The organism is Stenotrophomonas terrae (assembly GCF_039674165.1).
Taxonomy (GTDB): domain Bacteria; phylum Pseudomonadota; class Gammaproteobacteria; order Xanthomonadales; family Xanthomonadaceae; genus Stenotrophomonas; species Stenotrophomonas terrae_A.
The window spans coordinates 14,766-40,039 of the sequence record NZ_JBDJMY010000040.1 but is presented as its reverse complement, the minus strand read 5'-3'; the positions used below and the strand labels follow the sequence as shown (position 1 = coordinate 40,039).

The 25,274-nt window shown below is 65.1% G+C and carries 28 protein-coding genes; 13 read left to right on the top strand and 15 right to left on the bottom strand.

The features are described from left to right. Nucleotides 1-87: 87 nt before the first annotated feature. Nucleotides 88-441 carry a DMT family protein gene (locus ABE493_RS15270; protein ID WP_346499752.1) on the bottom strand — a complete coding sequence of 118 codons (354 nt, stop codon included), beginning with the start codon at nucleotides 439-441 and terminating at the stop codon, nucleotides 88-90. A 167-nt stretch (nucleotides 442-608) separates the two neighbouring features. On the opposite strand from ABE493_RS15270, the gene ABE493_RS15265 reads away from it, so the two are divergent. From ABE493_RS15265 to ABE493_RS15220, 10 genes are all read left to right on the top strand, one after another. Continuing rightward, a complete protein-coding gene (locus ABE493_RS15265) occupies nucleotides 609-1,322 on the top strand; it encodes a response regulator transcription factor (protein WP_057630720.1) in 714 nt (237 codons plus the stop codon). A gap of 136 nt (nucleotides 1,323-1,458) precedes the next feature. Then, nucleotides 1,459-2,739, top strand: a complete 1,281-nt coding sequence (locus tag ABE493_RS15260) for a sensor histidine kinase (RefSeq protein WP_346499749.1) — start codon at nucleotides 1,459-1,461, stop codon at nucleotides 2,737-2,739. A 147-nt stretch (nucleotides 2,740-2,886) separates the two neighbouring features. Beyond that, nucleotides 2,887-3,267, top strand: coding sequence for a diacylglycerol kinase (locus ABE493_RS15255; protein WP_346499748.1), 381 nt, complete (start codon nucleotides 2,887-2,889; stop codon nucleotides 3,265-3,267). 54 nt (nucleotides 3,268-3,321) lie between these two features. Then, nucleotides 3,322-4,071, top strand: a complete 750-nt coding sequence (locus tag ABE493_RS15250) for a TerC family protein (protein ID WP_346499747.1) — start codon at nucleotides 3,322-3,324, stop codon at nucleotides 4,069-4,071. A gap of 304 nt (nucleotides 4,072-4,375) precedes the next feature. Next, nucleotides 4,376-5,008: a LemA family protein gene (locus ABE493_RS15245; protein WP_346499746.1), complete on the top strand. Its 633-nt coding sequence runs from the start codon at nucleotides 4,376-4,378 to the stop codon at nucleotides 5,006-5,008. 10 nt (nucleotides 5,009-5,018) lie between these two features. Beyond that, nucleotides 5,019-5,921 carry a TPM domain-containing protein gene (locus ABE493_RS15240; RefSeq protein WP_346499745.1) on the top strand — a complete coding sequence of 301 codons (903 nt, stop codon included), beginning with the start codon at nucleotides 5,019-5,021 and terminating at the stop codon, nucleotides 5,919-5,921. Continuing rightward, nucleotides 5,921-6,412 (top strand): TPM domain-containing protein, encoded by a 492-nt coding sequence (locus ABE493_RS15235; RefSeq protein ID WP_346499744.1) that lies wholly within the window; start codon nucleotides 5,921-5,923, stop codon nucleotides 6,410-6,412. Before ABE493_RS15240 ends, ABE493_RS15235 begins: the two co-directional genes overlap by 1 nt. A 66-nt stretch (nucleotides 6,413-6,478) precedes the next feature. Then, complete coding sequence (gene lgt, locus ABE493_RS15230; protein WP_346499743.1) at nucleotides 6,479-7,387, top strand: prolipoprotein diacylglyceryl transferase; 909 nt, start codon at nucleotides 6,479-6,481, stop codon at nucleotides 7,385-7,387. Further along, a complete protein-coding gene (locus tag ABE493_RS15225) occupies nucleotides 7,384-8,178 on the top strand; it encodes a thymidylate synthase (protein ID WP_062169181.1) in 795 nt (264 codons plus the stop codon). The genes lgt and ABE493_RS15225 overlap by 4 nt, the downstream gene beginning before the upstream one ends. Then, nucleotides 8,178-8,669 (top strand): dihydrofolate reductase, encoded by a 492-nt coding sequence (locus ABE493_RS15220; protein WP_346499742.1) that lies wholly within the window; start codon nucleotides 8,178-8,180, stop codon nucleotides 8,667-8,669. The genes ABE493_RS15225 and ABE493_RS15220 overlap by 1 nt, the downstream gene beginning before the upstream one ends. A 202-nt stretch (nucleotides 8,670-8,871) precedes the next feature. On the opposite strand, the gene ABE493_RS15215 is transcribed toward ABE493_RS15220, so the two are convergent. The 10 genes from ABE493_RS15215 to ABE493_RS15170 are packed head-to-tail and all read right to left on the bottom strand — an operon-like array spanning nucleotide 8,872 to nucleotide 18,800. Next, nucleotides 8,872-9,483 carry a DUF1287 domain-containing protein gene (locus ABE493_RS15215; RefSeq protein ID WP_346499741.1) on the bottom strand — a complete coding sequence of 204 codons (612 nt, stop codon included), beginning with the start codon at nucleotides 9,481-9,483 and terminating at the stop codon, nucleotides 8,872-8,874. A gap of 26 nt (nucleotides 9,484-9,509) precedes the next feature. Next, the gene (locus ABE493_RS15210) at nucleotides 9,510-10,562 is read right to left on the bottom strand and encodes a symmetrical bis(5'-nucleosyl)-tetraphosphatase (RefSeq protein WP_346499740.1); all 1,053 of its coding nucleotides are present in this window, start codon (nucleotides 10,560-10,562) and stop codon (nucleotides 9,510-9,512) included. Further along, on the bottom strand, nucleotides 10,562-10,945 hold the full coding sequence (gene apaG / locus ABE493_RS15205) for a Co2+/Mg2+ efflux protein ApaG (RefSeq protein ID WP_346499739.1): 384 nt from the start codon (nucleotides 10,943-10,945) through the stop codon (nucleotides 10,562-10,564). The genes ABE493_RS15210 and apaG overlap by 1 nt, the downstream gene beginning before the upstream one ends. 49 nt (nucleotides 10,946-10,994) lie before the next feature. Beyond that, nucleotides 10,995-11,801, bottom strand: a complete 807-nt coding sequence (gene rsmA, locus ABE493_RS15200) for a 16S rRNA (adenine(1518)-N(6)/adenine(1519)-N(6))-dimethyltransferase RsmA (protein WP_346499738.1) — start codon at nucleotides 11,799-11,801, stop codon at nucleotides 10,995-10,997. Continuing rightward, nucleotides 11,798-12,778, bottom strand: coding sequence for a 4-hydroxythreonine-4-phosphate dehydrogenase PdxA (gene pdxA / locus ABE493_RS15195; RefSeq protein ID WP_346499737.1), 981 nt, complete (start codon nucleotides 12,776-12,778; stop codon nucleotides 11,798-11,800). Before pdxA ends, rsmA begins: the two co-directional genes overlap by 4 nt. 3 nt (nucleotides 12,779-12,781) lie before the next feature. Further along, nucleotides 12,782-14,140 (bottom strand): peptidylprolyl isomerase, encoded by a 1,359-nt coding sequence (locus ABE493_RS15190; protein ID WP_346499736.1) that lies wholly within the window; start codon nucleotides 14,138-14,140, stop codon nucleotides 12,782-12,784. After that, a complete protein-coding gene (gene lptD / locus ABE493_RS15185; RefSeq protein WP_430980796.1) occupies nucleotides 14,137-16,614 on the bottom strand; it encodes an LPS-assembly protein LptD in 2,478 nt (825 codons plus the stop codon). Before lptD ends, ABE493_RS15190 begins: the two co-directional genes overlap by 4 nt. Before the next feature lie 54 nt (nucleotides 16,615-16,668). Beyond that, nucleotides 16,669-17,592 (bottom strand): histone deacetylase family protein, encoded by a 924-nt coding sequence (locus tag ABE493_RS15180; RefSeq protein ID WP_346499734.1) that lies wholly within the window; start codon nucleotides 17,590-17,592, stop codon nucleotides 16,669-16,671. 57 nt (nucleotides 17,593-17,649) lie between these two features. Then, nucleotides 17,650-18,204, bottom strand: coding sequence for a cob(I)yrinic acid a,c-diamide adenosyltransferase (locus tag ABE493_RS15175; protein ID WP_346499733.1), 555 nt, complete (start codon nucleotides 18,202-18,204; stop codon nucleotides 17,650-17,652). Nucleotides 18,205-18,218: 14 nt separating this feature from the next. Continuing rightward, nucleotides 18,219-18,800, bottom strand: a complete 582-nt coding sequence (locus ABE493_RS15170; RefSeq protein ID WP_346499732.1) for a hypothetical protein — start codon at nucleotides 18,798-18,800, stop codon at nucleotides 18,219-18,221. Between the two features lie 116 nt (nucleotides 18,801-18,916). Here ABE493_RS15170 and ubiH point away from each other — a divergent pair, with 116 nt between their 5' ends. Together ubiH and ABE493_RS15160 are read left to right on the top strand one after the other, a co-directional pair. After that, nucleotides 18,917-20,128 carry a 2-octaprenyl-6-methoxyphenyl hydroxylase gene (gene ubiH / locus ABE493_RS15165; RefSeq protein WP_346499731.1) on the top strand — a complete coding sequence of 404 codons (1,212 nt, stop codon included), beginning with the start codon at nucleotides 18,917-18,919 and terminating at the stop codon, nucleotides 20,126-20,128. After that, the gene (locus tag ABE493_RS15160) at nucleotides 20,125-21,303 is read left to right on the top strand and encodes a UbiH/UbiF family hydroxylase (RefSeq protein ID WP_346499730.1); all 1,179 of its coding nucleotides are present in this window, start codon (nucleotides 20,125-20,127) and stop codon (nucleotides 21,301-21,303) included. The genes ubiH and ABE493_RS15160 overlap by 4 nt, the downstream gene beginning before the upstream one ends. A 150-nt stretch (nucleotides 21,304-21,453) precedes the next feature. Here the strand turns inward: ABE493_RS15160 and ABE493_RS15155 are convergent, their stop codons facing one another. The 3 genes from ABE493_RS15155 to ABE493_RS15145 all read right to left on the bottom strand — a co-directional run bounded on the left by ABE493_RS15155 (nucleotide 21,454) and on the right by ABE493_RS15145 (nucleotide 23,724). Next, nucleotides 21,454-21,870, bottom strand: a complete 417-nt coding sequence (locus ABE493_RS15155) for an EF-hand domain-containing protein (protein ID WP_430980795.1) — start codon at nucleotides 21,868-21,870, stop codon at nucleotides 21,454-21,456. 69 nt (nucleotides 21,871-21,939) lie between these two features. Further along, nucleotides 21,940-22,662: a hypothetical protein gene (locus tag ABE493_RS15150; RefSeq protein ID WP_346499728.1), complete on the bottom strand. Its 723-nt coding sequence runs from the start codon at nucleotides 22,660-22,662 to the stop codon at nucleotides 21,940-21,942. Nucleotides 22,663-22,725: 63 nt separating this feature from the next. Continuing rightward, complete coding sequence (locus tag ABE493_RS15145) at nucleotides 22,726-23,724, bottom strand: SMP-30/gluconolactonase/LRE family protein (protein ID WP_346499727.1); 999 nt, start codon at nucleotides 23,722-23,724, stop codon at nucleotides 22,726-22,728. On the opposite strand from ABE493_RS15145, the gene ABE493_RS15140 reads away from it, so the two are divergent. Further along, on the top strand, nucleotides 23,705-24,055 hold the full coding sequence (locus ABE493_RS15140; protein ID WP_346499726.1) for a hypothetical protein: 351 nt from the start codon (nucleotides 23,705-23,707) through the stop codon (nucleotides 24,053-24,055). The genes ABE493_RS15145 and ABE493_RS15140 overlap by 20 nt on opposite strands. A gap of 62 nt (nucleotides 24,056-24,117) precedes the next feature. Here ABE493_RS15140 and rlmM read toward each other — a convergent pair whose 3' ends face one another. Then, nucleotides 24,118-25,173 (bottom strand): 23S rRNA (cytidine(2498)-2'-O)-methyltransferase RlmM, encoded by a 1,056-nt coding sequence (gene rlmM / locus ABE493_RS15135; protein ID WP_346499725.1) that lies wholly within the window; start codon nucleotides 25,171-25,173, stop codon nucleotides 24,118-24,120. Nucleotides 25,174-25,274: the final 101 nt, after the last annotated feature.

Sequence of the window (25,274 nt, the reverse complement as noted above, 5' to 3'; positions counted from 1 at the left end):
GCCGCTTATCTCGTTGCGGCCCCCCCCCACCGCCCCTATTTGTTTTGTGCGCGGCGGGCGCCCCCCCCCGCTCCCACATGGCCTGCTTTATTCCTTGAACATCAGCAGGGCGGCCAGCAGGATCAGCGCGAACGCTGCCCAGTGGTTCCACTTCAGTGGTTGCCCCAGATAGGTGGCAGAAAACACTGCGAACACCACCAGGGTAATCACTTCCTGCACGCCCTTGAGCTGCGGCGCCGAGTACACCGCGCTGCCCATGCGGTTGCCAGGCACCTGCAGGCAGTACTCGAAGAAAGCGATGCCCCAGCTGATCAGGATCACTGTCATCAGCGGCGCGGTCTTGAACTTCAGGTGGCCATACCAGGCCACGGTCATGAACACGTTGCTGGCAACCAGCAGCAGTACCGGGTACAGATAGGCGGTAAAGGACGGGGCGACCATATCCAGTTTCATCGATGCGGGCCGTTAGCATAGGCCTGGGCGTAGCAGAACTGTCAGCCAGGCCAATAAGTTACAGGCGCAACCACTTTCATGGCTGATACGCGTCTTCACACGGAATCCACCAGCAGTGCGGCATCTTTCACAAAGCTGAAGACTAAGGAGGCTCCATGCGACAGACAAAGGAATCGTCCGGATTGGTACTGGTCGTCGAGGACAACCGCAACATTTCCGAGATGATTGGCGAATATCTGGAAGGCAAGGGGTTCGAGGTGGATTACGCAGCCGATGGCCTTGATGGCTACCGGCTCGCCGCCGAGAACAGTTACGACGTTGTGGTGCTGGACTTGATGCTGCCGCGACTGGACGGCATCGAAGTGTGCCGGCGCCTGCGCAACGAAGCCCGCAAGTCCACCCCGGTGCTGATGCTCACCGCGCGTGACACCCTGGACGACAAGCTCACCGGTCTGGGTTACGGCGCCGATGACTACCTGACCAAACCGTTCGCGATCCAGGAGCTTGAGGCCAGGCTGCGTGCGTTGATCCGGCGTGAGCGCCGCCAGGTAGGCGCCGAGGTGCTGAAAGTGGCCGATCTGGTGCTGGACCCGGTCAGCATGCGCGCCACCCGCGCCGGCAGCGAACTGCAGCTCTCGCCGATTGGCCTGCGCTTGTTGACCATCCTGATGCGCGAATCGCCACGGGTGGTGACCCGGCAGGAGATCGAACGCGAGATCTGGGGCAACGGCTTGCCGGACTCGGACACGTTGCGCAGCCATCTGTACAACCTGCGCAAGATCATCGACAAGCCGTTTGACCGACCCTTGCTGCACACCGTGCAGAGCGCGGGCTACCGCATTGCCGACATCGGCCAGTCAATGGGCTGATCGGCAGCCGCGTGAGGGGTGGCTGGATGTGGAAAAACCGCCGCAGAACATGAGTCGCGGCGGTTTTTTCATGCCAGGTATTACTGCGGCAGCGCCGGTTCAGTCCCTATAATCACGCGGGCTTCGAGGGGGGCGCATGCCGTACGGTTTACCGCGCAAGATCAGGAAGGCATTCATCGTGCAGGCGCTGCTGGCGAGTCTGGCTGTGCTGCTGGGCGGCTATCTGATGGCGCTGGTGCTCAAGTACGGCCTGCTCAATGCCCTCCTGCACAAGGAGGCGGAGTACTACTGGCAGCAGCGCGCCCTGGTCCCGGACCTGGCCCCGCCCAATACCCACAACATCCGTGGCTATCTGCAGCCTGCCGGGCAGGCACCGGCGGCGGCACCAGCTCCAGCGGCGGTGCCCGAGCCGCTGCGCGCGCTGGCACCGGGCTTCCATGAGCTGCCGTCTTCCGATGAATTGGTGCTGGTGGACCAGCAGGCAGGGGAACGCCTTTACCTGGTGTTCCAGCGTTCACCGGCACATCGGGTGGTGTTCTGGTTCGGCGTCCTGCTGATCTTGCTGGCCATCCATGCGGTGTCCTGGCTGACCTATCGCGCTTCCTGGCGGCTGGTGGCGCCGGTCAGTTGGCTGGCGCGCAGGGTGTCGCTTTGGGACCCGCGCCATCCCGACGCCGCCGAGCTGGCGCCTGAGCGCCTGCCGCCCGAAGTGCAGGGCGAGACCCGGCAACTCGCGCTGGCCCTGCATCGCATGGCCGGCAAGGTCACCGATCACGTTGCCCGCGAGCGCAATTTCACCCGCGACGCCAGTCACGAACTGCGCACCCCGCTGACTGTGATCCGCATGGCCAGTGACATGGCCCTGGCCGATTCCGGCCTGACCCCGCGGCTGCAGCGCAGCCTGCAGCGTATCCAGCGGGCGGGGCGCGACATGGAGGCGGTGATCGACGCCTTCCTGTTGCTGGCGCGCGAAGTGGATGTCGAGCCGCAGTCGGAGCTGTTCGATGTCGGCGAGGTGGTGCGCTACGAAGCCGCCAACGTAGAGGAACTGCTGCAGGGCAAGCCGGTGCAGCTGCGGGTGCTGGTCGAAGGCAACCCGATGCTGATGGCGCCGCCGCGGGTCATGCATGTGGTGGTGGCCAACCTGCTGCGCAACGCCTGCCTGTATACCGACGCCGGCGAGGTGGAAGTGCGGGTGACGCCCGAGCAGGTGGTGGTCCGCGATACCGGCATCGGCATGAGCCACGAGACGCTGGCGCGCATCTTCGAACCCTTCTACCGGGTCGACGACGGCCGCCAGCAGGGGGTGGGCCTGGGCCTGCCAATCGTGCGCCGGCTGTGTGACCGCTGCGGCTGGCGGATTGCGCTGGACAGCGTCGAAGGGCAGGGCACCACGGCCACCGTGCACTATCGCTGAGGCCATGGCGGGGCGGGGCGGCGGAAAGCAAAAGCCAGATGTGGCAAAATTGGCGGCTAATCTCACGCTACCGGTGTCATTCCATGAGGGCTTATTCAGGCTCCAAGCTGTCGTTCGGCCGTGATCGGGCAGCTGGCAAGGTGTGGCATGGCTGACCAGACCGGGCATATGCCGCGCGGCCCCGCGCGCATCTTCAAAGCCGCCAAGTGGTCCTGGCAGGGCCTGTGCGCGGCATGGCTGCATGAATCCTCGTTCCGGCTGGAAGTCTGCCTGTTCGTCGTACTGGCACCGCTGGCGCTGTGGCTGGGCCACGGCCCGGTGGAACAGGTACTGCTGATCGGCTCGATGCTGCTGGTGATCGCCATGGAGCTGGCCAATTCGGCCATCGAGGCGGTGATCGAACGCTATGGCCCGGAGTACCACGTGCTGGCCGGACGCGCCAAGGACATGGGCTCGGCGGCGGTGTTCGTGCTGATGATGAACGTGTTGCTGTGCTGGGGCCTGATTCTGCTGCCGCGCTTTTTTTGACAAGTCAGCCGCCGGGTGGCACTGACGTAATGGCTTTATTGAAGGATTGATCGCATGTCTTTTGAGTTTCTTGCCGACCCGAACGTGTGGGTCACCCTGTTCATGCTCAGCGCGCTGGAAATCGTGCTCGGTATCGACAACCTGGTCTTCATCTCCATCGCGGTTGGCCGCCTGCCCGAGGAAAAGCGCCCGGTGGCGCGTAGGGTCGGCATCGCGGTGGCCTGTATCACCCGCATCATGCTGCTGATCTCGCTGGCCTACCTGGCGCACATGGAGAAAAACCTCTTCAACGTGGCCGGCATGGGCATTTCAATCCGTGACCTGGTGCTGATCGTGGGTGGCTTGTTCCTGCTGTACAAGGGCATCAAGGAAATCCGCGAGCTGGTTACCGGTGGCGAAGATGAAGACCCCACCACGACCAAGGTGGCGTCATCGTTCGGCATGGTGATCGCGCAGATCGCGGTGATCGACATCGTGTTCTCGCTGGACTCGGTGATCACTGCCGTTGGCATTGCCTCGCATGTCCCGGTGATGGTCTGCGCGGTGTTGTTGTCGGTAGCGGTGATGCTGCTTGCGGCCAACCCGCTGGGGCGTTTCATCGATGCCAACCCGACCGTGAAGCTGCTGGCGCTGGCCTTCATCCTGATGGTGGGCGCGGTGCTGGTGCTGGATGGTCTGGACGTGCACGTGCCCAAGCCCTACATCTATGCGGCGATGGGTTTCTCGATCCTGGTGGAATGGCTGAACCTGCTGATGCGCCGCAACGCCAAGGCTCACCACGTGCCGGGCTCGGACAACTGGTAAGCGCTTGATTGGCCGGCAGCGTCGGCCGATGACAGGACCCAAAGGGCCGGCTATGCCGGCCCTTTGTCTTTTTTTTGTGGGAGCGGCATAAGCCGCGAAGCGGGTGGTTTTGCAGGAGCGGCGTCAGCCGCGAAGCTGGCACATCGCCGGTTGCCACAATTGCCAGCGGGCCGAGCATGGTCAGCTTCGCGGCTTACGCCGCTCCCACAACCGGGAGCCCGGGGGCGCTGCCGGCCCCAGTCTTTGCATACCTTGAACAGGCAACGTGGCATGCTCGGCACTCCCGCCATCCAGGGTCCGACCCATGCGCCAGTACCTTCGCCTGATGTTGCTTGTCATCGCGGTGATTTCCATTTCCGGCTGTGGCTACAACGCCATCCAGCAGAAGGACGAGGCGGTCAAGGCCGGCTGGTCCGAGGTGGTCAACCAGTACAAGCGCCGTGCCGACCTGATTCCCAACCTGGTCAATACCGTGCAGGGCTATGCCCAGCAGGAACGGCAGGTGCTGACCGAGGTCACCAATGCCCGTTCCAAGGTCGGGCAGATCCAGGTCAATGCCGACGATGCCGATTCGCTCAAGCAGTTCCAGCAGGCGCAGGGCGAGCTGGGCAGCGCGCTGTCGCGGCTGTTGGTGGTCAGCGAGAACTACCCTACGCTGAAGTCGGACCAGAACTTCCGTGACCTGCAGGCGCAGCTGGAAGGCACCGAGAACCGCATCACCGTGGCGCGTGGCCGCTATATCCAGCTGGTGCAGGACTACAACACCTACATCCGCTCGTTCCCGCAGGTGATCACCGCCAAGATGTTCGGCTATGCGGCCAAGCCCAACTTCACCGTCGACAACGAGGCGCAGATCGCCCAGCCGCCGACCGTGAGCTTCGGTACCCAGCCGGCCGCGCCGCAGCAGACGCCGCCGCAGCCCGCACCGGCACAGTGAGCCGCGCGCGATGAGCGCGATGCTGCAGCGCTTTGGCCTGTTGCTATGCCTGCTCGGCCTGGGCTGGGCGGGTGCGTTGCAGGCCCAGCAACTGGCGCCGATCCCGCCGCTGGATTCGCCCGTGGTCGATACCACCGGCACCCTCGATGCGGCGCAGAAGCAGGCGCTGGAGCAGCAGGCCCTGGCCCTGCAGCAGCGCAAGGGTGCGCAGCTGCAGGTGCTGATCGTGCCGACCACCCAGCCCGAGGACATCGCCCAGTACAGCACCCGCGTCTTCGACCAGTGGGCGATAGGCCGCAAGGGCGTGGATGATGGCGTGTTGCTGCTGGTGGCCAAGGATGACCGGCGGGTGCGGATCGAACCCGGCTACGGACTGGAAGGTGCCATCCCCGATGCCATTGCCAACCGGGTGATCCAGGAATACCTGGTGCCGCATTTCCGCCAGAACGACTACGCCGGCGGCATCACCGCCGCCAGCGCGGTGCTGGTCAAGATCATCGATGGCGAGGAGCTGCCGACGCCGGTCAGCAGCAACCGCGATGGTGGCGGCGGGAGTGGTGATTCGATCTTCTTCTTCGCGATCATGATCGGTGTGTTTGCTTCCACCTTCATGCGCATGCTGTTGGCCAAGCTGCCGCGGCCGATACGTGGCGTGGTCTCCGGGCTGATTGCCGGCGCTGCCGGTTGGCTGCTGCTGTCGGTGGTTGGCGGTGGTATTGCCGCGCTGGTTGCCTTCCTGTTGTCGCTGGGCAAAGGCTCCAGCGGTGGTTTTGCCAGCGGCGGTGGCTGGGGCGGCGGAGGCGGCTTCGGTGGTAGCGGTGGCTTTGGTGGCGGAGGCGGCTTCGGCGGAGGCGGTGGTTGGGGCGGTGGTGGTGGACGTTCGGGAGGCGGTGGCGCCTCGGGGAGCTGGTGATGCGCTGGTTACGACATTTCTTTGCTCCCTCCGCGCATGCCGCATTCCCGGAAGCCAGCCTGGACCGGATCGCCCATGCCATTGCCGAAGGTGAGCGCCTGCACGGCGGGCAGGTGATGTTCGCGGTGGAATCCGATCTGCCGTTGGCCTTGCTGTGGAAGGGCACCACCGCGCGTGCCCGGGCCGAACATGCATTCGCCTTGTTGCGCACCTGGGATACCGAGGCCAACAACGGCGTGCTGATCTACCTGTTGCTGGCCGACCATGCCATCGAGATCGTGGCCGACCGTGGCCTGCAGGCACGGGTGGATGCCGCGCAATGGCAACTGATCTGCGACCACCTGCGTCAGCAGCTGAACGGAAACAGCCAGGAGGCGGCGGTGTTGGCGGCGGTGGATGAGGTCTCGCAGCTGCTGGGAGCACACTTTCCGCCTGATCCGGCGGGGCGTCAGCGCAACGAGTTGCCTGACCGCCCGCAGGTCTTCGGCTGAATCATGGGTTGAGTGGCAAGGGCTGCTACCCCGAGAATAGGGGCTGGTTCGCCTGACAGTGCCCGCATGCTCTTTCTACATGACATAGATCCCATCGCTTTCTCGCTGGGGCCGATCGATGTGCACTGGTACGGCATCATGTACCTGCTCGGTTTTGCCGCCGCCTGGTGGCTGGGCCGCAGCCGCATCCTTGCCGGGCGCCTGCCGGGCGTGGACATGAACGGCTTCTCCGACCTGCTGTTCTACGCGATGCTCGGCGTGGTGCTGGGCGGGCGTATCGGCTACATGCTGTTCTACGCAACCGCCGACTTCCTCGCCAATCCGCTGATCCTGCTGCGGGTCTGGGAAGGCGGCATGAGTTTCCACGGTGGCCTGCTCGGCGTATTGATCGCTGGCTGGTGGTGGACGCGCAAGCACAAGCTGCATTTCTTCGACACCATCGACTTCGTTGCGCCGCTGGTACCGCTGGGCCTGGGCTTCGGCCGTTTGGGCAACTTCATTGGTGGCGAGCTGTACGGCAAGTTCACCAATGCCGCTTGGGGCGTGGTGTTCCCGCATTCGCCGCTGAAGGACATCCCGGCCGGTTTGCCGGCGATGGAGCAGCTGCTGTCGGCCGTACAGATCCAGCAGGATTACGCCGCTGGCCTGCTCACCCAGTACGCGCGCCATCCTTCGCAGCTGTATGAAGCACTGCTGGAAGGCCTGGTGATGTTCCTGGTGCTGTGGTTCTACTCGCTGAAGCCGCGCCCGCGATATGCGGTGTCCGGCATGTTCGCGCTGCTGTATGGCAGCTTCCGCTTCCTGGTCGAATTTGTGCGCATGCCCGACAACGGCGTGTATGTAGCGTTTGATTGGTTGACCCGTGGCCAGATCCTGAGCCTGCCGTTGATCGTGCTGGGCTTGGTGTTGCTGGCAATGTCTCGCCGCGCGCCGGTGTTGCAGCCGGTGCTCCCACTGGAAGAGAAGAAGGCATGAAGCAATATCTGGATCTGCTGCAGCATGTGATGGAGCACGGTACCGAGAAGTCCGACCGCACCGGCACCGGCACGCGCAGCGTGTTCGGTTGGCAGATGCGCTTCGACCTCAACCAGGGCTTCCCGCTGGTCACCACCAAGAAGCTGCACCTGCGCTCGATCATCCACGAGCTGCTGTGGTTCCTGAAGGGCGATACCAATATCGCCTACCTCAAGGACAACAAGGTCAACATCTGGGACGAGTGGGCCGATGCCAATGGCGACCTCGGCCCGGTCTACGGCAAGCAATGGCGCAGCTGGGCCACCGCCGATGGCCGTGAGATCGACCAGATGCAGTGGCTGGTGGAAGAGATCAAGCGCAATCCGGATTCGCGGCGGCTGGTGGTCAGCGCCTGGAATGTGGGCGAGCTGTCGCAGATGGCGCTGATGCCCTGCCACAACCTGTTCCAGTTCTACGTGGTCGACGGCAAGCTCAGCTGCCAGCTGTACCAGCGCAGCGGCGACATCTTCCTCGGCGTGCCGTTCAACATCGCCAGCTACGCGTTGCTGACGCATATGGTGGCGCAGGCCACGGGTTTGGGCGTGGGCGATTTCGTGCACACGCTGGGCGATGCGCATATCTATTCCAACCACTACGAACAGGCGCGCGAGCAGCTGTCACGCACGCCGCGCGCGCTGCCCAAGCTGTGGTTGAACCCGGATGTGACCGATCTGTTCGGCTTTCAGTTCGATGACATCCGCATCGACGGCTACGACCCGCATCCGGCCATCAAGGCGCCGGTGGCGGTGTGATGAAGCTGTCGATGATTGCTGCGTTGGATCGCAATCACGGCATTGGCCATGACAATGCGATGCCGTGGCACCTGCCCGATGATTTCAAGCACTTCAAGGCGCTGACGCTCGGCAAGCCGATCCTGATGGGGCGCAAGACGGCGCAGTCGCTGGGACGTGCGTTGCCGGGGCGGACCAACCTGGTGTTGACCCGCAGCGGGCAGGTACCGTTTGCCGGCATGCAGGCGGTGGCTTCGGTGGACGAGGCGCGTGCGATTGCGACGGGCGAGGGTGCCGAAGAGTTATGCGTGATTGGTGGTGGTGAGATCTATCGCCTGCTGATGGATCAGGCTACCGATCTGTACCTGACCTTGGTGGATACCGAGGTGGTGGCCGATACGCATTTTCCGGAGGTTGACCCGGCGCTGTGGCGTGAGCTGGACAGCCAGGTGCATGCAGCCGATGAGCGGCATGCATTTTCGTTCCGGTTCGTGCATTACGGGCGGCGCTGAGCTGGTTTCAAGCTGGAGCTTGAAGCTACCCCTCCCCAACCCTCCCCTTGGCTGCGCCAAAGGGAGGGGGTAACAGCCTTGTCTTCGCGCGGGATGGTGCACAGCCGGCGAGGTCAGCTCCCTCCCTTTGGCGTAGCCAAGGGGAGGGTTGGGGAGGGGTAGCGCTTTGCGCTTGGCTTTCAGAGCCTCGCACGAGAGCCCATCACCCCGGCATCCGGTAATGCCCGATGATGCTGTGCCGGAACAACAGATCCTGCTCCTGCGTCCCTTGCGCGATGTTGTGCAGCACCAGCGGCGTGCCGTCTTCCAGTCGCCGGTCCGAAACGATACCCACGTGCAGCAGGCCGTTGCCGTTGAGCTTCCACGCCACGATGTCGCCGGGCGCATAGTCATCGGCCAGTGCGCTGATCGGCAGCTCCCAGCCCTGGCGCTGGAACCAGCGCATCTGGTTGGGCACGCGGCGGTGGTCGATATTCCGGTCCGGTCGCGATAAACCCCATAGCTGCGGGTAGGCGCCGAAGTTCGCGCGCATGTCGTCGTGGACGCGCTGCTGCAGATCAACGCCTTGTGTGCGCAAAGCGCGGATCACCACATCGGTGCAGACGCCGCGATCAGGCGGCGGATCGCCCTTGGGATAGGGCAGGGAGAAATAGGCCGGGTCGTAGCGGGTAGTCACCCCGACCTGCGCACGCGCAGCGGCCACCAATGGTGGCGATGCGAGCGGCGCGGTTTGCTCAATCGGTTGGGGTGTCTGCGGACTTGCGGCGCTGCCTTCGCTTTGCGGGCGGCAGGCAGCCAACAGTGCGATGACCATCAGCGTCAGCGCTGATGGCCAGCGCCTCACGCAGCCGGTCCGTTGCCGCTGGGCGGCGCAGGGTTGCCATTGCCGCCATTGCCGCCGTTGCCGCTCTTGCCGCGCGGGCGATGCCGGCGCGGGCGACGGCGATGTTCGCCGCTGCGCTCGGGGCGGGGTGTTTCATTGCGTGGTTCTGGTTTGGCTTCGGGCTTGGTCTCGACGACCTTGGGCTCCACGCGCGGCTTGCGCGGCGGATGCTGGCCTGGCACCGGTGCCGGTACATCGCGGCCCGGAACCTGCACCACGCGCAGGTCTTCACTGTCCAACTGCAGTGCGGTCAGCTTGCCACCCCAGACCGCACCGGTATCGATGGCGTGCACGCCCTGGGTGATGGTCAGGCCCAGCGCCGACCAATGGCCGCAGACCATCTTCAACTCGCGTTCGACCCGCCCCGGTACTTCAAACCACGGGTACATGCCCTGCGGCTGGGTACCGGGCGTGCCCTTGTCTTCCATGCCGATACGCCCACTCGGGGTGCAGTAACGCATGCGGGTGAAGATGTTGATGATGGCGCGCGAGCGGTCATAGCCACTCAGGCCCGGCGACCAGGCCGGCTTGTCGCCATACATGTTGCGGAACAGCTTGCGGTAGCCATTGCCATGCAGCTGCTGCTCGACCTCGCGGGCGTGCTTCTCGGCCAGCGCCACGGTCCACTTCGGGGCGAGCCCGGCATGGAACATCATCCAGCCCAGGTCGCGGTCCACGTGCACCAGCTTCTGCAGGCGCAGCCAGTCCAGCAGTACGTCGCGGTCCTCGGCCAGCACGATGCGCTGCAGGTCCGGGTTGACCTTGCGCTGTTCCTCTTCGCTGCGGGCACCGATGGCCAGCAGCGACAGGTCATGGTTGCCGAGCACGGTGACGCTGTGCTCGCGCAGGGAATGCACCAGCCGCAGCGTCTCCAGCGATTGCCCGCCACGATTGACCAGGTCGCCGGCAAACCACAGTTTGTCCGCCGCCGGGTCGAAGTTGATTTTCTCCAGCAGCCGCTGGGTGACGTCGTAGCAGCCCTGCAGGTCGCCGATTGCCCAGGTCGCCATCAGTGCAGCGTCCTTGGAATGGCGAGTACGAACGGCGCGATCGGCGCGGCAAACTCGGTGCCGTCGTCGGCGATCATGTCGTAGTGGCCTTGCATGGTGCCGCGATCGGTGCCGAGCATCACCCCGGAGGTGTAACGGAACTCTTCGCCGGGGCGCAGCCGTGGCTGTTCGCCGACCACGCCGTCGCCATCCACGTGCTCGACCCGGCCTTCGCCGTCGGTGATGCGCCAATGGCGGCTGATCAGCCGGGCCGGCATGGTGCCGCGGTTGTGGATGCGGATCGTGTAGGCGAACGCAAAACGGCCGTCTTCAGGGGCCGACTGGTCGTCGATGAAACGAGGCGAGACCTCGATCTCGATCGCGTAGTGGCGGGTGTCTTCCATGGGAGGAGTGTAAGCAAAAGCAGGTGATCGGTTTGCGTGTATGCAGCGCTTATTCGTGCGGCAGGTTGGCAAGCCTGATGAAATCGGCAACTTCCAGCTGTTCGGCGCGGGCATCACTGCGCACGCCGGCAGCTTCGAACTGGGCCTGATCGATGACCCCGTTGAGGGCGTTGCGCAGGGTTTTGCGGCGCTGGCCGAAGGCAGCCCTGACCACGTCGGCAAAGCGCTTGCGGTCATTGATGCCGACGCTGGCCGGATCACGCGGAATCAGCCGCACCACGGCAGAATCCACCTTCGGCGGCGGCCGGAACGCGCCCGGCGGCACCACGAACAAGGCGCGTACCTCGCAGAATGCCTGCAGCATCACGCTCAGGCGGCCGTAAACCTTGCTGCCGGGGCCGGCGGCCATGCGGTCGACCACTTCCTTCTGCAGCATGAAGGTCATGTCCGAGATCGCGGCGGCGTGGTCCAGTGCGTGGAACAGGATCGGCGAGGAGATGTTGTAAGGCAGATTGCCGACCAGACGGATGGTGCCGCCGGCTGCCAGCTCGGTGAAGTTCACCCGCAGCACATCGCTGTGGACGATGGTCAGCTCGCCCAGCGGTGCGGCGGCTTCGGTCAGCGGCGCGATCAGGTCGCGATCGAACTCGATGACGGTCAGCCTGGGATGGCGGCGCAGCAGCGGGAAGGTGATGGCGCCCTGGCCCGGGCCGATCTCGACCAGACGGTCGTCGCCCTTCGGGTCAACCGCCAGTACGATCTTCTCGACGTAGTACTTGTCGGCCAGAAAGTGCTGGCCGAGCTGCTTTTTCGCCGGGGCGGTGAAGCCGGTGCGCGGGGAATGATCTGAATTCATGTGCTGATTTTACGTTGTGCAGCCAGCTGCGCGCATAAAGCTGTCGCCGCAAACAGGCTGGAGGGGTCGGCCACGCCCTTGCCGGCGAGGTCCAGGGCGGTGCCATGGTCCACCGCGACACGCGGGTAGGGCAGGCCCAAGGTGATATTGGTGGCCTGCTCGAAACCGCTGTACTTGAGCACCGGCAGGCCCTGGTCGTGGTACATCGCCAGCACCGCATCGAAACCGGCCAGCTTGGCCGGCAGGAAGGCGGTATCGGCGGGCAACGGGCCGATCAGGTTCAGGCCTTCACCGCGCAACTGCTCGAGCAGCGGAATGATCAGGTCCAGCTCTTCGCGGCCCAGATGGCCATCTTCGCCGGCATGCGGGTTGAGCCCGAGCACGGCGATGCGAGGCTGCGCCAGGCCGAAATCGCGGCGCAGGGCCGCATCGGTGGTGCTGACGACCTTGCGCAGGCTGTCGGCGGTGATGGCGTCGGCGACGTCGCGTAGCGGCAGGTGGGTAGTGGCCAGGGCCACGCGCACGATGTCATTGGCCAGCATCATCACCACTTCGACGCCGGCCTGGTTGGCCAGCAGCTCGGTGGTGCCGCTATAGGCGATACCGCCCTGGTTGATCACCGCCTTGTGCACCGGGCCGGTGACCACGCCATCAAGGCTGCCGTCCAGGCAGGCTTGACCGGCGCCGAGCAGGGCATCGATCACCGCGCGCGCATTGCGTGGGTCGGCCTGGCCGAACTGCGAGGGGCTGGCATTGCGGACTTCACGCAGGCGCAGGTCGCCGGGGTGGCGGGCGTGTGCGTGCTCCGGCAGCAGCTGCAGCGGCAGCTTCAGCGCACTGGCGGCGGCCCGCAAAGTATCCGGGTCCGCAAACGCCAACAGCCGGCAGTCACTGCGCGGCTGTTGGGCAAGACGAATGCAAAGTTCCGGGCCGATCCCGGAGGGCTCGCCCGGAACCAGAGCGAGCTGGGCAGCCATGGATCAGGGCTTGGCCGGTTCGGCCGGCGTGGTCGCCGAGTCGGCTGTGCCTTCGGCACGGTCACCGCTGCGGAAGCTGACGTAGGCTTCGCCACGCAGTTCCTGCAGGAAACGGTTGTACTCGTCGTCCAGCTTGCGGCGGCCGATCTGTTCACGGATCTGCGCGCGCTTGTTGTTGTCGCTGACGTCGGTCTGGCGCGAACCCACGCGCTGCACGATGTGCCAGCCGGCGTCGGTGCGGAACGGGGTGCCCACGCCGTTGTCGGCCAGGCCTTCAACCTGCTTGCCGAACTCCGGACCAAACGCGTCGGCCGGGAACCAGCCCAGATCACCGCCCTGGCCACGGCTGTTGGTGTCGTCCGAGGACTCCTTGGCCACGGTCTGGAAATCGGCGCCGCCGTTGATGCGGGCGCGCAGGGTCTCGATCTTGGCCTTGGCGGCGGCATCATCCACCTGGTCGGTGACGCGCACCAGGATGTGGCGGGCGTGGTATTCGGTGACCTTCTGGCCATCGCCGCCGGCATCGCCGTCACGCACTTCCACCAGCTTGAGCAGCTGGAAGCCGCTCGGGCCGCGGATCGGACCGAGCACGTCGCCGGCCTTCATGGTCTTGATCTGGTTGGCGAACGCGTTGGGGATTTCGTCGGCACTCCGCCAGCCCAGGTCGCCGCCTTCCAGCGCGTTGGGGCTGTCCGAGTAGCGGACGGCAGCAGCGGAGAAGTCCAGCTCACCCTTGTCCAGCAGGCCCTTGACGCCGTCGACCTTGCTCTGGCCGGTGGCGATCTGCTCGGCGCTGGCACCTTCGGGCAGTGCGATCAGGATGTGCGCCAGATGGAACTGGGCGCCGCCGGCATTCTGCTGGGCCAGCGCGGCATCCACTTCACCTTCGCTGACGCTGATGCGGCTCTGCGCAAAGCTCTGGCGCAGGCGCTGGGTGATGATTTCCTCGCGGACGGAGTTGCGGAAGTCGGGGAAACCGATCCCGTCCTGGGCCAGGCGCTGGCGCAGGCCATCCACACTGGTGCCGTTCTGCTGGGCAATGCTGCTGATGGCGTGGTTCAGTTCCTCGTCGCTGACGCGGATGCCGCTGCCGTCGGCGCGTGCCACCTGCAGCTTGACCAGGACCAGACGCTCCAGCACCTGGCGCTCCAGCACCGAGTCGGGCGGCAGCTGGGCTTCGCGGCCGGCGTACTGGCTCTTGATATTGGCGACCGCACGCTGCAGTTCGCTCTGCAGGATCACGCCCTCGTCAACGATGGCGGCGATGCGATCCAGCGGTTGCGTCTGCTGTGCAACAGCCGGGGCGGCAACGCCGGAGAACGCCAACAAGGTGGCGAGGACTGCAGGAAGGGTCTTGGTCATGGAATCTGGTTGGGATCGTAGTCGTCGTCGTTCGCTTCGATGTTGCTCGGCGGAACGAGGTAGAGGTCGTCTCGGTTGTAGCCGAGAATAGCACGGCGCAAGGTGCGGTCCGTGTCCTGTCCAACCGAGCTCAGGCCCTTGAGCACGAACTCGATCTGGAACGAATTGTTGAGGTCACCTTCGCGGTTTTTGACGTAACGGCGGGCCAGTGCACGCACAGCCAGGCAGCAGCTGTCCCACTGCACGCCACCGATGATTTCCAGCGGCTTGTGGTCGAGCATGGAGTAGTAGTAGCGGCCGACGATGCTCCAGCGCGGGTTGATCGGGTACAGGAAGGAGAAGTCCGCCTGCTTGAGCTGGTCGGTGCCGTCGGTGGGATTGCCGCGGTAGCGGTAGCTCAGGTTGATCACGCCGTCGTCGGGCAGCAGGTAGCGTGCACGCACGCTGGCCAGGTCTTCCTTGCGGAACTTGGGATTCCACTGGTAGGTGGAACCGAGGGTCCAGCGGTCGGTCAGCGCCCAGTTGAGGTCGGCCACCCAGGCGGACTTGCTTTCGCTCACCACCGGGTCGCCCGGGTTGACGGTGACCCGGGAGTCTTCGAAATAGGTGATCTGGCCAATGCTGGCCGACAGCTTTTCGCGGCCATCGGCCTGCCGGATCAGGCGCGTGGTCAGCGCCGTGGTCAGCTGGTTGGCATCGTTCTGGCGGTCGGCGCCGGTGAAGCGCGAGTCGCGGAACAGCTGGCCCCAGCTGAAGGTGAAGGCGCGGGTGTCGAACAGCGGCAGGTCCGACTGGTCGCGGTACGGCGTGTTCAGGTAGAACAGGCGCGGTTCCAGCGTGTGCAGGTAGGACTTGCCCCCGAGCGTGGTCTCACGGTCGAAGAACAGACCCATGTCGAGGCTGGCGATGGGCATGCTGCGCGTAGGCGAGGTATTGCCGCGCAGCTGCTCCGGGGTGGCGGTGGCCGGGTCGATGCCGGCGGCCCGCAACTGCTGGGCGCGGATGTCATCGGCCAGCCCACGCTCCAGGTCATAGGCGGTGTAACGCCAGGCCAGGGTCGGGGTGATGTACCAGGCCCCGCCGCCCAGCGGCATCGAGACGTAGGGCTTGATATCCAGGCGCGAACCGCCGTACATCCTGGTGACATCGCCGGTGCGGATGTATTCGCCATCGGCATCCAGCATCTTGTGACGGATGTCATCGTGGGTGAAGCGCACCGCTTCGGCATACACGCCGGCTTCAAACCAGCGGCCGAAGGAATCGTCCCAGGTGGCGAACAGGCGCGGTTGGCGGCTGTAAGGCAGGGATTGCTCGGTCAAGGTGTAATCGGTCAGCTGCCATTCGTCGGCCATGATGCCGGCGGTCCAGGTGCGGCCGGTGCCATACAGGCCAGCGGTGCTCTGCATGTTGGAGGCGGTGATGCCGTTGAGGCGGTTGGCGAAGTCCTCGACGTAACGTTCGTCGCTGACCCAGGCCAGGTTGGCCCGCGCCTGCCAGTGCTTGTCGATGTTGTGGTAGCCGTAGAACGACAGGCTGCTGCGATCACGGTCGCGCAGTGAGTCGTTTGGCAGGTAACTGGTGTCGAGCTGGCCACGGCCGCCGGAATACAGATAGCGGAACTCGTTGTTGAGCATCAGCCCGCGCTTGCTCATGTAGCGCGGGGTCAGGGTGTCGTCGTAGTTCGGCGCCAGATTGAAGTAGATCGGCTGCGCGTAGTCGAACCCGTTGCGCCCGGACATGCTCAGCTTGGGATAGAGCAGGCCGGTCATGCGGCGGTCGTCGATCGGGAACTTGAAGTAGGGCGCATACAGCACCGGCACCTTGCCGATGCGCAGCACTGCGTTGCGCGCGGTACCGAAGCCTTCGTCGTTGTCGACGTCGATCTGCGGCGCTACCAGCTTCCAGATCGGCTGCGAGGGATCGCAGGTGGTGTAGCTGGAGTGGTGCATCTGCCCGGTCGAACCCTGCAGGTCCACCGAGTCGGCCGAGCCGTTGCCGCGCCGGGAAACCAGCTGGTAGCGGATGTCACTGATCTTGTGCGAATCCGTGTCTTGATTGCCCTCGGCGCGTTCGGCCACCATCCGAATCGAGGAATCCGAATAACGGACATTGCCTTCGGCGATGTAATTGCCGCTTTCGATGTCCATGCGCATGTTGTCCGCGCCCATGAACTGGTCGCCGCGCTTGAGCAGCACATTGCCCTGGTATTGCGGGGCCGTGCTTGTGCCGGTGAGCTCGTTGCCGTCGATGGATGTCGGCAACTGCTCGCGGTTGGCCGCGGCGGCAGGGTCTGCCGGCGGAGCGCCATCGAACGCTGGGATCGTGTCGGTGGCTGGGCATAGGCCCCAGTTCACCGGCTTCTCGTCGGCCCAGGCGGGCAGGCAGATGGCAATGCCCAAGGGCAGGGGAAGCAGGCGGAGAGCTCGGCGCACGCGGTTCGCATTCGGGGGAAAACGGCCGCTAGCTTGCCGCATCGCCTGCATGGGGGCAATGAAAGCCTGCCGGACGGGCCGGGCAGGGTTCATCCATCAACGGCTTGCGAGCAGTTCCTGGACATGCGCGACACTGCATTCGCGCAGGGCCTGCAGGTCGTAGCCGCCCTCCAGCATGGACACCACACGGCCGCTGCAATGGCGCTGGGCCAGCAGGACCAGCTCGGCGGTCAGCCAGCCGAAATCCTCGGTTTCGACCATCAGGTCGGCCTGCGGGTCGCGCATATGGGCGTCGAAACCGGCTGAAATGAACAGCAGCTGCGGCCGGAAGGCCTCGATCTGCGGCAGCATCTCGTCGGCCCAGGTGTTGCGGAAGCGGAAGCCGCCGCTGCCCGGCGGCAGCAGGATGTTGCAGATATTGCCGACCCCGCGCTCGCGCATGCTGCCTGAGAACGGGAACAGGCCGGACTGGTGGCTGCTGTAGTAGGCGATTTTCGGGTCGGTTTCGAAGATGGCCTGGGTGCCATTGCCGTGGTGGACGTCGAAATCGACGATGGCCACCCGCTCCAGCCCATATTTGTCACGGGCGTAGGCGGCGGCCACGGCGATGTTGTTGAACAGGCAGAAGCCCATCGCAGTGTCGGCGGTGGCGTGGTGACCGGGCGGGCGGACCGCGCAGAACACGCGTGGGTTGCCCTCTTCCAGCATCACCGCATCCACCGCTGCCACGCCGGCCCCGGCGGCATGCAGGGCGGCGCTGGCCGAGCCGGGCGATGTGAAGGTGTCCAGGTCGATGCGCCGCAGGGCGGCGGTCTGCACCTGCAGCATGGCGTCGATCAGCTCGCGGGTGTGGACCCGCGCCAGTTCGCCGAGCTTGGCCGCCGGCGCGTTGCGCCATTCCAGCTGATCCGGAAACTCCTCACGCAGGGCCGAAATGACGGCGTGCAGGCGCTCCGGCGACTCGGGGTGGTCGATACCGGGATCGTGTTCAAGGCAGGCGGGGTGGGTGAATACCAGCATGGCCGCACTGTAACCGGCGACGCCGCGCAGGACGCGGCGTCGTGTAGGAGGGAGGGATCAGCCGTGACGGCGTTCGTGGTTCCAAAGCACCTCGCCCTGGCCATCGGCCCGGGCAAGCACGCGTGAAAGCACGAACAGCAGGTCGGACAGGCGGTTCAGATAGCGCACCGCCTCGGCCCGGATGTCCTCCACCCGGGCCAGCGCCACGGTTTCACGCTCGGCCCGGCGCACGATGGTGCGGGCCAGGTGGCAGCGCGCGGCACCTTCACCGCCGGCTGGCAGGATGAAATCCTTCAGCGGCGGCAGGTCGTCGTTGTAGCGGTCCAGGTGCTGCTCCAGCGCGTCGATATCGGCGCCATGGATGGCGGCGTGGCCGGGGATGCACAGCTCGCCGCCGAGGTCGAACAGCTGGTGCTGGATGGTGGTCAGCAGGTCGCGGATGTCCTGCGGCAGGTGCACGGCCAGCAGCACGCCGATGGCCGAGTTGGCCTCATCGACGGTGCCATAGGCGTTGACCCGCAGCGAATCCTTGCCGGTACGGCTGCCATCGCCCAGGCCGGTGCTGCCATCGTCGCCGGTGCGGGTGTAGATCTTGGAGAGGCGGTTACCCATTGCTCGGCGCGCCCTTAGTGGGCAATACGGCCAGCGGCCGACTGCTTGTTGGTGGCTTCAACGGCAACCTGTACCAGCGCGGCGGCACCGATGTAAATGGCGGCGCTCTGCATGTACGGCAGCAACCAGTCGCTGTAGTTCTTGGCCCAGCCGGCGAAGCTCGGCTCGGCGACCGAGGCGCTGATCCAGTAGAAGCTGCCTTGGGCGATCAGGTGGCACAGGGCGACCGAACCAATCACGGTGGCGGCCAGCAGGCCCAGCGACTTGAGGCTGGCGCTGCGGTAGTAACGACGCAGCAGCATGCCGCCGGCCCACATCGCGAAATAAGCCGGGATCAGCATCCAGTAGGCGGCCGAGACGCAGTAATGCTGCCAGAAGCTCATGCCCTGGCTGGAAATCACCGCCCAGTCGACCACCACGGCCAGGCCCATCAACAGTGGGAACGCCCAGCGGGTCCAGTTGCGCAGGTAGAAACCGCCAATGAAGAACACCGCCCACGATGCATCCGGGACCGGTGCGAAGTGGTTGATGCGGGTGCCAGCCATCAGCAGCACGAGCAGGGACAGGATGAAGGCGCGTTGGACGTTGGCGGTCATGGGTGGCGGTTTCCGATAATCAGGCCGCCATTCTAGCCGCAGTGGGGGTGAACCTGCGGTTGCGCTGCGGCATGGGCCCGCGCAATCGCAGGGGTGATCCCCCGTATCATTGGCCCATGAGCAAGAACCATGACGTAGTGATCGTCGGCGGCGGACTGGTCGGTGCCAGTCTGGCCATCGCACTGGACCGGCTGGGGCTGGATGTAGGCCTGGTAGAGGCGACTCCGGGCGGGGTGATGCCGGCGGTATTCGACCAACGCAACCTCAGCTTTGCCGCCGCCACCGTCAATGCCCTGACCGCGTTGGGGGTGATGCAGAAACTGGCCAACCCGGGCGGACCGATCCGCCGCATCCATGTCAGCCGTGCCGGTGATTTCGGCCGGGTGGTGATGCAGGCCAGCGATTACGGCCGTGAGGCCTTCGGTCAGGTAGTGGTGGCGCGGGACTTCGGCGAGGCGCTGGAAGCCCGGCTGGCCGAGCTGCAGCACCTGACCCGCTACCGCCCGGCCCGCTTCGTCGGCCTGGGTGCGAGCAGCGATGGCCGTCGCGAGCTGATCCTTGCCGACGAGGCCGGCGAACAGCGCCTGCATGCGCGGCTGGTGGTTGGCGCTGATGGCACCCGCAGCGCGGTTCGGAAGGCCTTGGGCATCGATGTCAGCGAACACGACTACGAGCAGACCCTGTTCGTGGCCCGGGTACGCGCGGCCAAGGCACCGGACGGCAGTGCCTATGAGCGCTTCACCGATACCGGCCCCACCGCGCTGCTGCCGCGCGGCGACCGCCATTACGGCGTAGTGCACGGCGTGGCCCGCGATGAGGCTGATGCGGTGATGGCGCTGGACGATGCCGCGTGGCTGGCGCGGCTGCAGGCCGCCGTGGGTTGGCGCGCCGGGCGGCTGCTGGAAAGCGGCCCGCGCAGCGCCTACCCGCTGATCCAGGTGCTGGCGCAGAAGCTGGTGGGCGAGCGCGCGCTGCTGCTGGGCAACGCGGCGCAGACCATCCATCCGCTGGGTGCGCAGGGCTTCAACCTGGGCCTGCGTGATGCGCTGACCCTGGCCGAATTGATTGAAGATGGCGCACAGGATGCGGGCAGCGATCTACTGCTGCAGGCCTATGTGACACGGCGCGGCCCGGACCGCGAGCAGACGCTGGCGTTCTCCGATGGACTTGCGCGTTTGACCAGCAATGCCACGCCATTGATACGGCCGCTGCGCAGCCTGGGGCTTGTCGCTGCGGCGCAGGCCCCGGGGCTGCAGTCCTTCTTGGTCGGCGGAGCGATGGGCTTCCGTGGTCAGGTGCCCGAATTGTGCAGGAGCGAAGCGCGATGAGCCGACGCGGACAATGGGATGCGGTAATCGTCGGTGGCGGCGTGGTGGGTGCAGCCTGCGCGCTGGCGTTGGCGCAGGAGGGTCTGCAGGTGGCGATGGTGGAAGGCCGCGAGCCGCCACCGTGGTCGCCGCTCAAGCCGGACCTGCGGGTGTTCGCCTTTGCTGCGGACAACGCGGCGTTGCTGGATACCTTGGGTGTGTGGAAACAGGTGGACCAGGCCCGCGCGCACGCTTATCGGCGCATGCGGGTTTGGGATGCTGCTGGCGGCGGTGATCTGACCTTTGATGCCGATACGCTCGGTCGCCGCGAGCTGGGCTGGATCGTCGAGAACGGCCTGCTGGTCGACCGTCTATGGGCGGCCTTGCCGGCGGCAGGGGTACAGCTGTACTGCCCGGCGCGGGTGGAGGCGATGGAGCAGGATGCAGAAGGCGTGCGTCTGCGCCTGGATGATGGCCGCCGCGTGGAGGCATCAATCGCGATTGCCGCCGATGGTGGAGAATCCACGCTGCGTACCTTGGCCGGTCTGGATGTCAGCCGCCATGACTATGGTCAGCGCGGTGTGGTGGCCTATGTGGACAGCGCCTTGCCGAATGAAGACACCGCCTGGCAGCGTTTCCTTGCCACCGGTCCGCTGGCGGTGCTGCCGTTTGCTCGCAACCGCAGCTCCATTGTCTGGACCTTGCCGGATGCAGAGGCCGAGCGCGTGCTGGCGCTGGATGAGGACAGCTTCAACCGTGAGCTGACCAATGCCTTTGCCGGCCGACTAGGGGAGATGCGTCTGGTTTCGGCGCGGGCGGCATTCCCGCTGCGCCGGCAGCTGGCCACGGCGTATGTCGCCGGGCGCGTATTGACCCTGGGCGATGCCGCGCATGTGGTGCATCCGCTGGCCGGGCAAGGCGTGAACCTGGGTTTGCGTGATGTGGCGGGCCTGCGTGATCTGGTGCATGCAGCCCGGCAGCGCCGCCAGGACTGGGGCGCATCGCATCGGCTGCAGCGTTGGGCACGCACGCGCCGTAGCGAAAATACGGTGGCCGCTTACAGCTTCGATGCGATCAACAAGGTGTTCTCCAATGACGAGATGCACCTGACCCTGGCACGTGGCCCGCTATTGGGTTTGGCGGGGAAAATGCCGCCGCTGATGTCGATGTTCTGGAAGCGCGCTTCAGGCCTGTAATTCGGCCGCGTCCGGAACAACGCGATCCTGTAGTGCCGAGCCATGCTCGGCAGGGGCTTTGCCGGTAAGGCTTCAGCCGAGCATGGCTCGGCTCTACACGGTTTGGATGCATTGTCGGCTTCGCGGCTTACGCCGCTCCTACAACCTGCGTCAGCGCAACCAACCGGCCAACTGCTCGCGCGACAGTTTGCCGCGACGTGCTGTATCCAATGCGTTGAACTCATCAGCCAAGGCCGGATTGGCCTGCGCTTCGTCGCGGCTGATGAAGCCATCGCCATCCACGTCCATGGCTGCGAAATCAATACGGTAATTGCCGATCACGCTGTCTGGCTGGATCGATCGCACGGTGACCTGGGCCTGGTCGGTAGGCATCAGGATCTGCGTGGAATGGGTGACCTTGCCAGTGGACAGCGCCTGTTCGCGCACGTGCACAGGCGTTTCGTTCAATGGAATGCTGACCGCAGGCGCAGGGCGTTGCACGGCCTGAGCGATGGCAGTGGCGGGCAGCATGCAGGCAAAAGCCAGGGGCAGGGTGAAACGTAGCGTGGACATGGCACGACTCATCAATGACGGAAGCGGACCCCGCTGCAGCGAGGTGCCTGCGATGGTAGTGCGCCAGGCCTGAACAGGCCAATTTCAGCCGGGAATGAAAGGGAAGACCAGTTTCAGCAAGCCCTTCAGCCCGCCTTCGGCGGTGGAGCTGATGGCTTTCGCGCCCAGGCTGTTGAGTGCGCGCCGCAGGTCATCCCAGCGCAGCTGGGTGACATCCTTCTTCAACAGGTCGGCGACTTCCTCCGAGGCCGGCGCCATTTTTTTCAGAGCATCCAGCGTGGCCTGCGGATCGGGCTGCAGGTAGTTCCAGCGTTCGGCGATCTTGAGCAAGGTATCGAAGCGCACCGCAACCACTTCACGGTTGCGCTCGTATACCGGAATGGCGCCGACATCGAGGATCGCCTGCTCGAACTGCTGCGCATCGTCCGGGTGCTCGATGCGGATGGCGAGGAAGCCTTCCTTGCGGCTGCGCTCGCTGACGTGCTTTGCGCCGGAGCGCAGATTGGCTTCGGTCAGCACCGCAGCGACGATGCGCTGCAGAGCGGCTTCGCCTTCCTCGGGAACCAGCGCACGCCAACGCGCATAGCCATCGCGGCGCAGGCCCTTGACCTTGGCCGGCGTGACCCGCAGCTGCAGCGCAACTGCGGCGTTGGAGTCGCTGCGATTGATTGCGCCATCGCGTTCGATCAACACGAAGATCAGTAGTTCCAGGTCACGCTTGGTCAGCGACTGGAAACCCTGCATCAGGGTCAGCCGCAGGAACTCGGTGCCAAAGCTGGCCGGGTCTTTCAGTTCGATGCTGTGCATTGCGTTCCTCCCATGACCTACAGCATGCCTGATATGGATTGCAGCAGCTGAGACTGGCCAGAATCAGGGTTTGGCTGATGGCCGCAGGCCGTATTCACGCCCAGGGCGATCCGCCTGGAAGGTTTCCACCGCGCCCCGGTCCTGCAGGGTGACGAAGACCTGGCGGCCATCGCTCCCGCCGAAGGCGACGTTGCTGGGCTTGCGGCCCTTGAGCGGAACCTCACGGATTTTCCTGCCGTCGGGAGATACGACCGCGATTACCCCGGCATCGTAGCGGGCGATATAGAGATTGCCGTCCGCATCGCAGCGCATGCCATCCATGCCGTGATCATCGAAACGGATCAGCAGGCGCTTGTTGGCGAGGCTGCCGTCGTCGGTGAGGTCATAGACCCAGACATTGCGTTGCACACTTTCGTTGACGTACAGGCGCTTGCCGTCGGGGCTGACCTCGATGCCGTTGGTGGTGCCCATTCCCGATTCAAGCAGTTGAACCTTGCCTTCGCGGTCAATGCGCCACAGCTGGCCCTCGTCCGGTTTGGCCCAGTTCGGATCGCTGGCGTAGAGCGTGCCGTCCGGAGCCAGCGCGATGTCGTTGGGCTGGTGTGCGTTTGGAAGGTGCGCGAATACGCTGACGGCGGTGCTGCCCGGCGCGACGCGCAGGATGTTGTGGCGTGGGTAGTCGGCGATATACATCGCGCCATCACTGCCAAAGCGAATGCCGTTGCCGATGCTGCCTTCGGGCAGGGTGAGGAACAATGTTGCCTTGCCGTCTGCATCGACGCGACCGATGGTGCCGTCCTTGCCGAAGTTGACGACGTAAAGTGCGCCGTCCGGACCGGTGGCCGGGCCTTCGATGCCGCTGGTGAAGATGCCGTCGCCGACGTGGTCGCGGGCGATGTAGGTGTCAGCAGCGATTGCGGTGCTGCTCAGGGCGAAGAGCGCGGCGGCGGCGATGCGGGCAAGGGGGATCTGGCGGGCGATGGCGGCGGTCTCCGTGCGGGTGGAAGCGGGAGTGTGCCAGAGGGTTGGGGTGGAGCGGAGTGTGGTTGCTTGGGCAACCATGGGAGCGGCTTGCTGTCTTTATGCGCTGCTGCGGCTTTTGCTGCTGCTGGGGCTTTTGGTTCTGGTTGTTGCTTTGGCTGTTGTTTCTGTTGCTGTTGCTGTTGCTTTGGCTTTAGCTCTGGCTCTGGCTCTGGCTCTGGCTGTCGCTTTGGCTCTGGCTGTCGCTTTGGCTCTGGCTGTCGCTTTGGCTCTGGCTGTCGCTTTGGCTCTGGCTTTCTTTTTTCCCTTCTCCCGCAAGCGGGAGAAGGTGCCCGCAGGGCGGATGAGGGCGCTTTGGCTTTGCTGTTGTCGTGGAAAGCGGAGAACAACGAAAGGCTTGAAGCACAAGTAAAAGCAGAAGCAGAAGCTGCCCTCACCCCAACCCCTCTCCCGCTTCGCAGGAGAGGGGCTTGATCAAAAGCCCTTGGCTCGCGGCGTCACAAACACCGTGATTTCCTCACGATCGTGATACAGCTGCTTGGCGCGGATGGTCAGCGGCTTGCCGGCTTTGTCGGCGAACAGGTCCAGGCACAGGCGGGTTTCATCCCAGCGCTTCTTCATCGGCAATTTCAGATTGAAGATGGCGTGCTTGCACCAGCCTTCGCGCAGCCAGGTGCCCATGCGTTCGGCAACGCGGCGGGGCTGTTCGACCATGTCGCAGACCATCCAGTCCAAGGGCGCTTCCGGCTGCCAATGGAAACCATCGGCACGCAGGTGCTCGACCAGGCCGGTATCCAGCACGTGCTGGCGCAGCGGGCCGTTGTCGATGCTGCTGACACGCAGGTGCTGGCGGGTCAATACCCACGTCCAGCCGCCGGGCGCGGCGCCCAGATCGGCCGCGCGCATGCCCGGCACCACCAAGGCTTCACGCTCTTCCGGCGTAAGCAGGGTCATGAAGGCTTCTTCCAGCTTCAGGGCCGAGCGCGACGGCGCATCCGGCAGCAGCTTCAGGCGCGGGATGCCGAGCAGCCAGGGCGCGCTGTCGCGGGTGTCGGCCACGCAGACGAAGGCATGCGTGCCATCGACAAACACCACATGCAGGCGCGGCAGCTTGCCGTTGGGCTTGTCGGTGAGCAGGCCGCCCTTGCGCAGGGCGGGGCGCAGGGCATTGCCGAAGGCGCGGGCCAGCCCGGCCAGCGGCTTGCCGGCGTCCGAATCGGGGTGTTCCACCCACAGGTCGCCAAAGCGTTGCTGACCTTCCAGCGCGGCAATGATCGGGGTGATGCGATCGCTGGCATCGAGCTGCGGCAGTTCGGCCAATACCCGCAGTTTCTGGCGGGCGAAAATCAGCTCACGCCAGGGCAGGCGCTGATCCAGTGCTTCGGCCTCGTCGGTGACAAACACCACGTAGCCATCGTTGCGCTGGGTGCGGGCATAGCCGGCAATGCCGGCCAGACCTGCACGTTCGTTGAGTTCGCCGGCCAGTTCCGGTTCAAAGCCTTGGCGGCAGTAGCAGAGCAGGCCGGTCATGGAATTCCTTGGTGTAGAGCGGGTGGGCTTTTCCTTCTCCCGCTGGGAAAAGGTGCCCCGCAGGGGCGGATGAGGGTAAGTCACGGCTTGGTAGCAGACAG

Bases quoted from the DNA above. Each gene is read 5' to 3' on its own strand.
- ubiH (WP_346499731.1), top strand. From the start codon at position 18,917: ATGAGCAAGAACCATGACGTAGTGATCGTCGGCGGCGGACTGGTCGGT.
- ABE493_RS15145 (WP_346499727.1), bottom strand. From the start codon at position 23,724: ATGGTTGCCCAAGCAACCACACTCCGCTCCACCCCAACCCTCTGGCAC.
- lgt (WP_346499743.1), top strand. From the start codon at position 6,479: ATGCTCTTTCTACATGACATAGATCCCATCGCTTTCTCGCTGGGGCCG.
- ABE493_RS15270 (WP_346499752.1), bottom strand. From the start codon at position 441: ATGGTCGCCCCGTCCTTTACCGCCTATCTGTACCCGGTACTGCTGCTG.
- ABE493_RS15240 (WP_346499745.1), top strand. From the start codon at position 5,019: ATGAGCGCGATGCTGCAGCGCTTTGGCCTGTTGCTATGCCTGCTCGGC.
- ABE493_RS15265 (WP_057630720.1), top strand. From the start codon at position 609: ATGCGACAGACAAAGGAATCGTCCGGATTGGTACTGGTCGTCGAGGAC.
- ABE493_RS15180 (WP_346499734.1), bottom strand. From the start codon at position 17,592: ATGCTGGTATTCACCCACCCCGCCTGCCTTGAACACGATCCCGGTATC.
- ABE493_RS15160 (WP_346499730.1), top strand. From the start codon at position 20,125: ATGAGCCGACGCGGACAATGGGATGCGGTAATCGTCGGTGGCGGCGTG.
- rsmA (WP_346499738.1), bottom strand. From the start codon at position 11,801: ATGAATTCAGATCATTCCCCGCGCACCGGCTTCACCGCCCCGGCGAAA.
- rlmM (WP_346499725.1), bottom strand. From the start codon at position 25,173: ATGACCGGCCTGCTCTGCTACTGCCGCCAAGGCTTTGAACCGGAACTG.
- pdxA (WP_346499737.1), bottom strand. From the start codon at position 12,778: ATGGCTGCCCAGCTCGCTCTGGTTCCGGGCGAGCCCTCCGGGATCGGC.
- apaG (WP_346499739.1), bottom strand. From the start codon at position 10,945: ATGGAAGACACCCGCCACTACGCGATCGAGATCGAGGTCTCGCCTCGT.
- ABE493_RS15150 (WP_346499728.1), bottom strand. From the start codon at position 22,662: ATGCACAGCATCGAACTGAAAGACCCGGCCAGCTTTGGCACCGAGTTC.
- ABE493_RS15190 (WP_346499736.1), bottom strand. From the start codon at position 14,140: ATGACCAAGACCCTTCCTGCAGTCCTCGCCACCTTGTTGGCGTTCTCC.
- ABE493_RS15220 (WP_346499742.1), top strand. From the start codon at position 8,178: ATGAAGCTGTCGATGATTGCTGCGTTGGATCGCAATCACGGCATTGGC.
- ABE493_RS15225 (WP_062169181.1), top strand. From the start codon at position 7,384: ATGAAGCAATATCTGGATCTGCTGCAGCATGTGATGGAGCACGGTACC.
- ABE493_RS15235 (WP_346499744.1), top strand. From the start codon at position 5,921: ATGCGCTGGTTACGACATTTCTTTGCTCCCTCCGCGCATGCCGCATTC.
- ABE493_RS15250 (WP_346499747.1), top strand. From the start codon at position 3,322: ATGTCTTTTGAGTTTCTTGCCGACCCGAACGTGTGGGTCACCCTGTTC.
- ABE493_RS15175 (WP_346499733.1), bottom strand. From the start codon at position 18,204: ATGGGTAACCGCCTCTCCAAGATCTACACCCGCACCGGCGACGATGGC.
- ABE493_RS15260 (WP_346499749.1), top strand. From the start codon at position 1,459: ATGCCGTACGGTTTACCGCGCAAGATCAGGAAGGCATTCATCGTGCAG.
- ABE493_RS15215 (WP_346499741.1), bottom strand. From the start codon at position 9,483: ATGGTCATCGCACTGTTGGCTGCCTGCCGCCCGCAAAGCGAAGGCAGC.
- lptD (WP_430980796.1), bottom strand. From the start codon at position 16,614: ATGCGGCAAGCTAGCGGCCGTTTTCCCCCGAATGCGAACCGCGTGCGC.
- ABE493_RS15210 (WP_346499740.1), bottom strand. From the start codon at position 10,562: ATGGCGACCTGGGCAATCGGCGACCTGCAGGGCTGCTACGACGTCACC.
- ABE493_RS15170 (WP_346499732.1), bottom strand. From the start codon at position 18,800: ATGACCGCCAACGTCCAACGCGCCTTCATCCTGTCCCTGCTCGTGCTG.
- ABE493_RS15255 (WP_346499748.1), top strand. From the start codon at position 2,887: ATGGCTGACCAGACCGGGCATATGCCGCGCGGCCCCGCGCGCATCTTC.
- ABE493_RS15245 (WP_346499746.1), top strand. From the start codon at position 4,376: ATGCGCCAGTACCTTCGCCTGATGTTGCTTGTCATCGCGGTGATTTCC.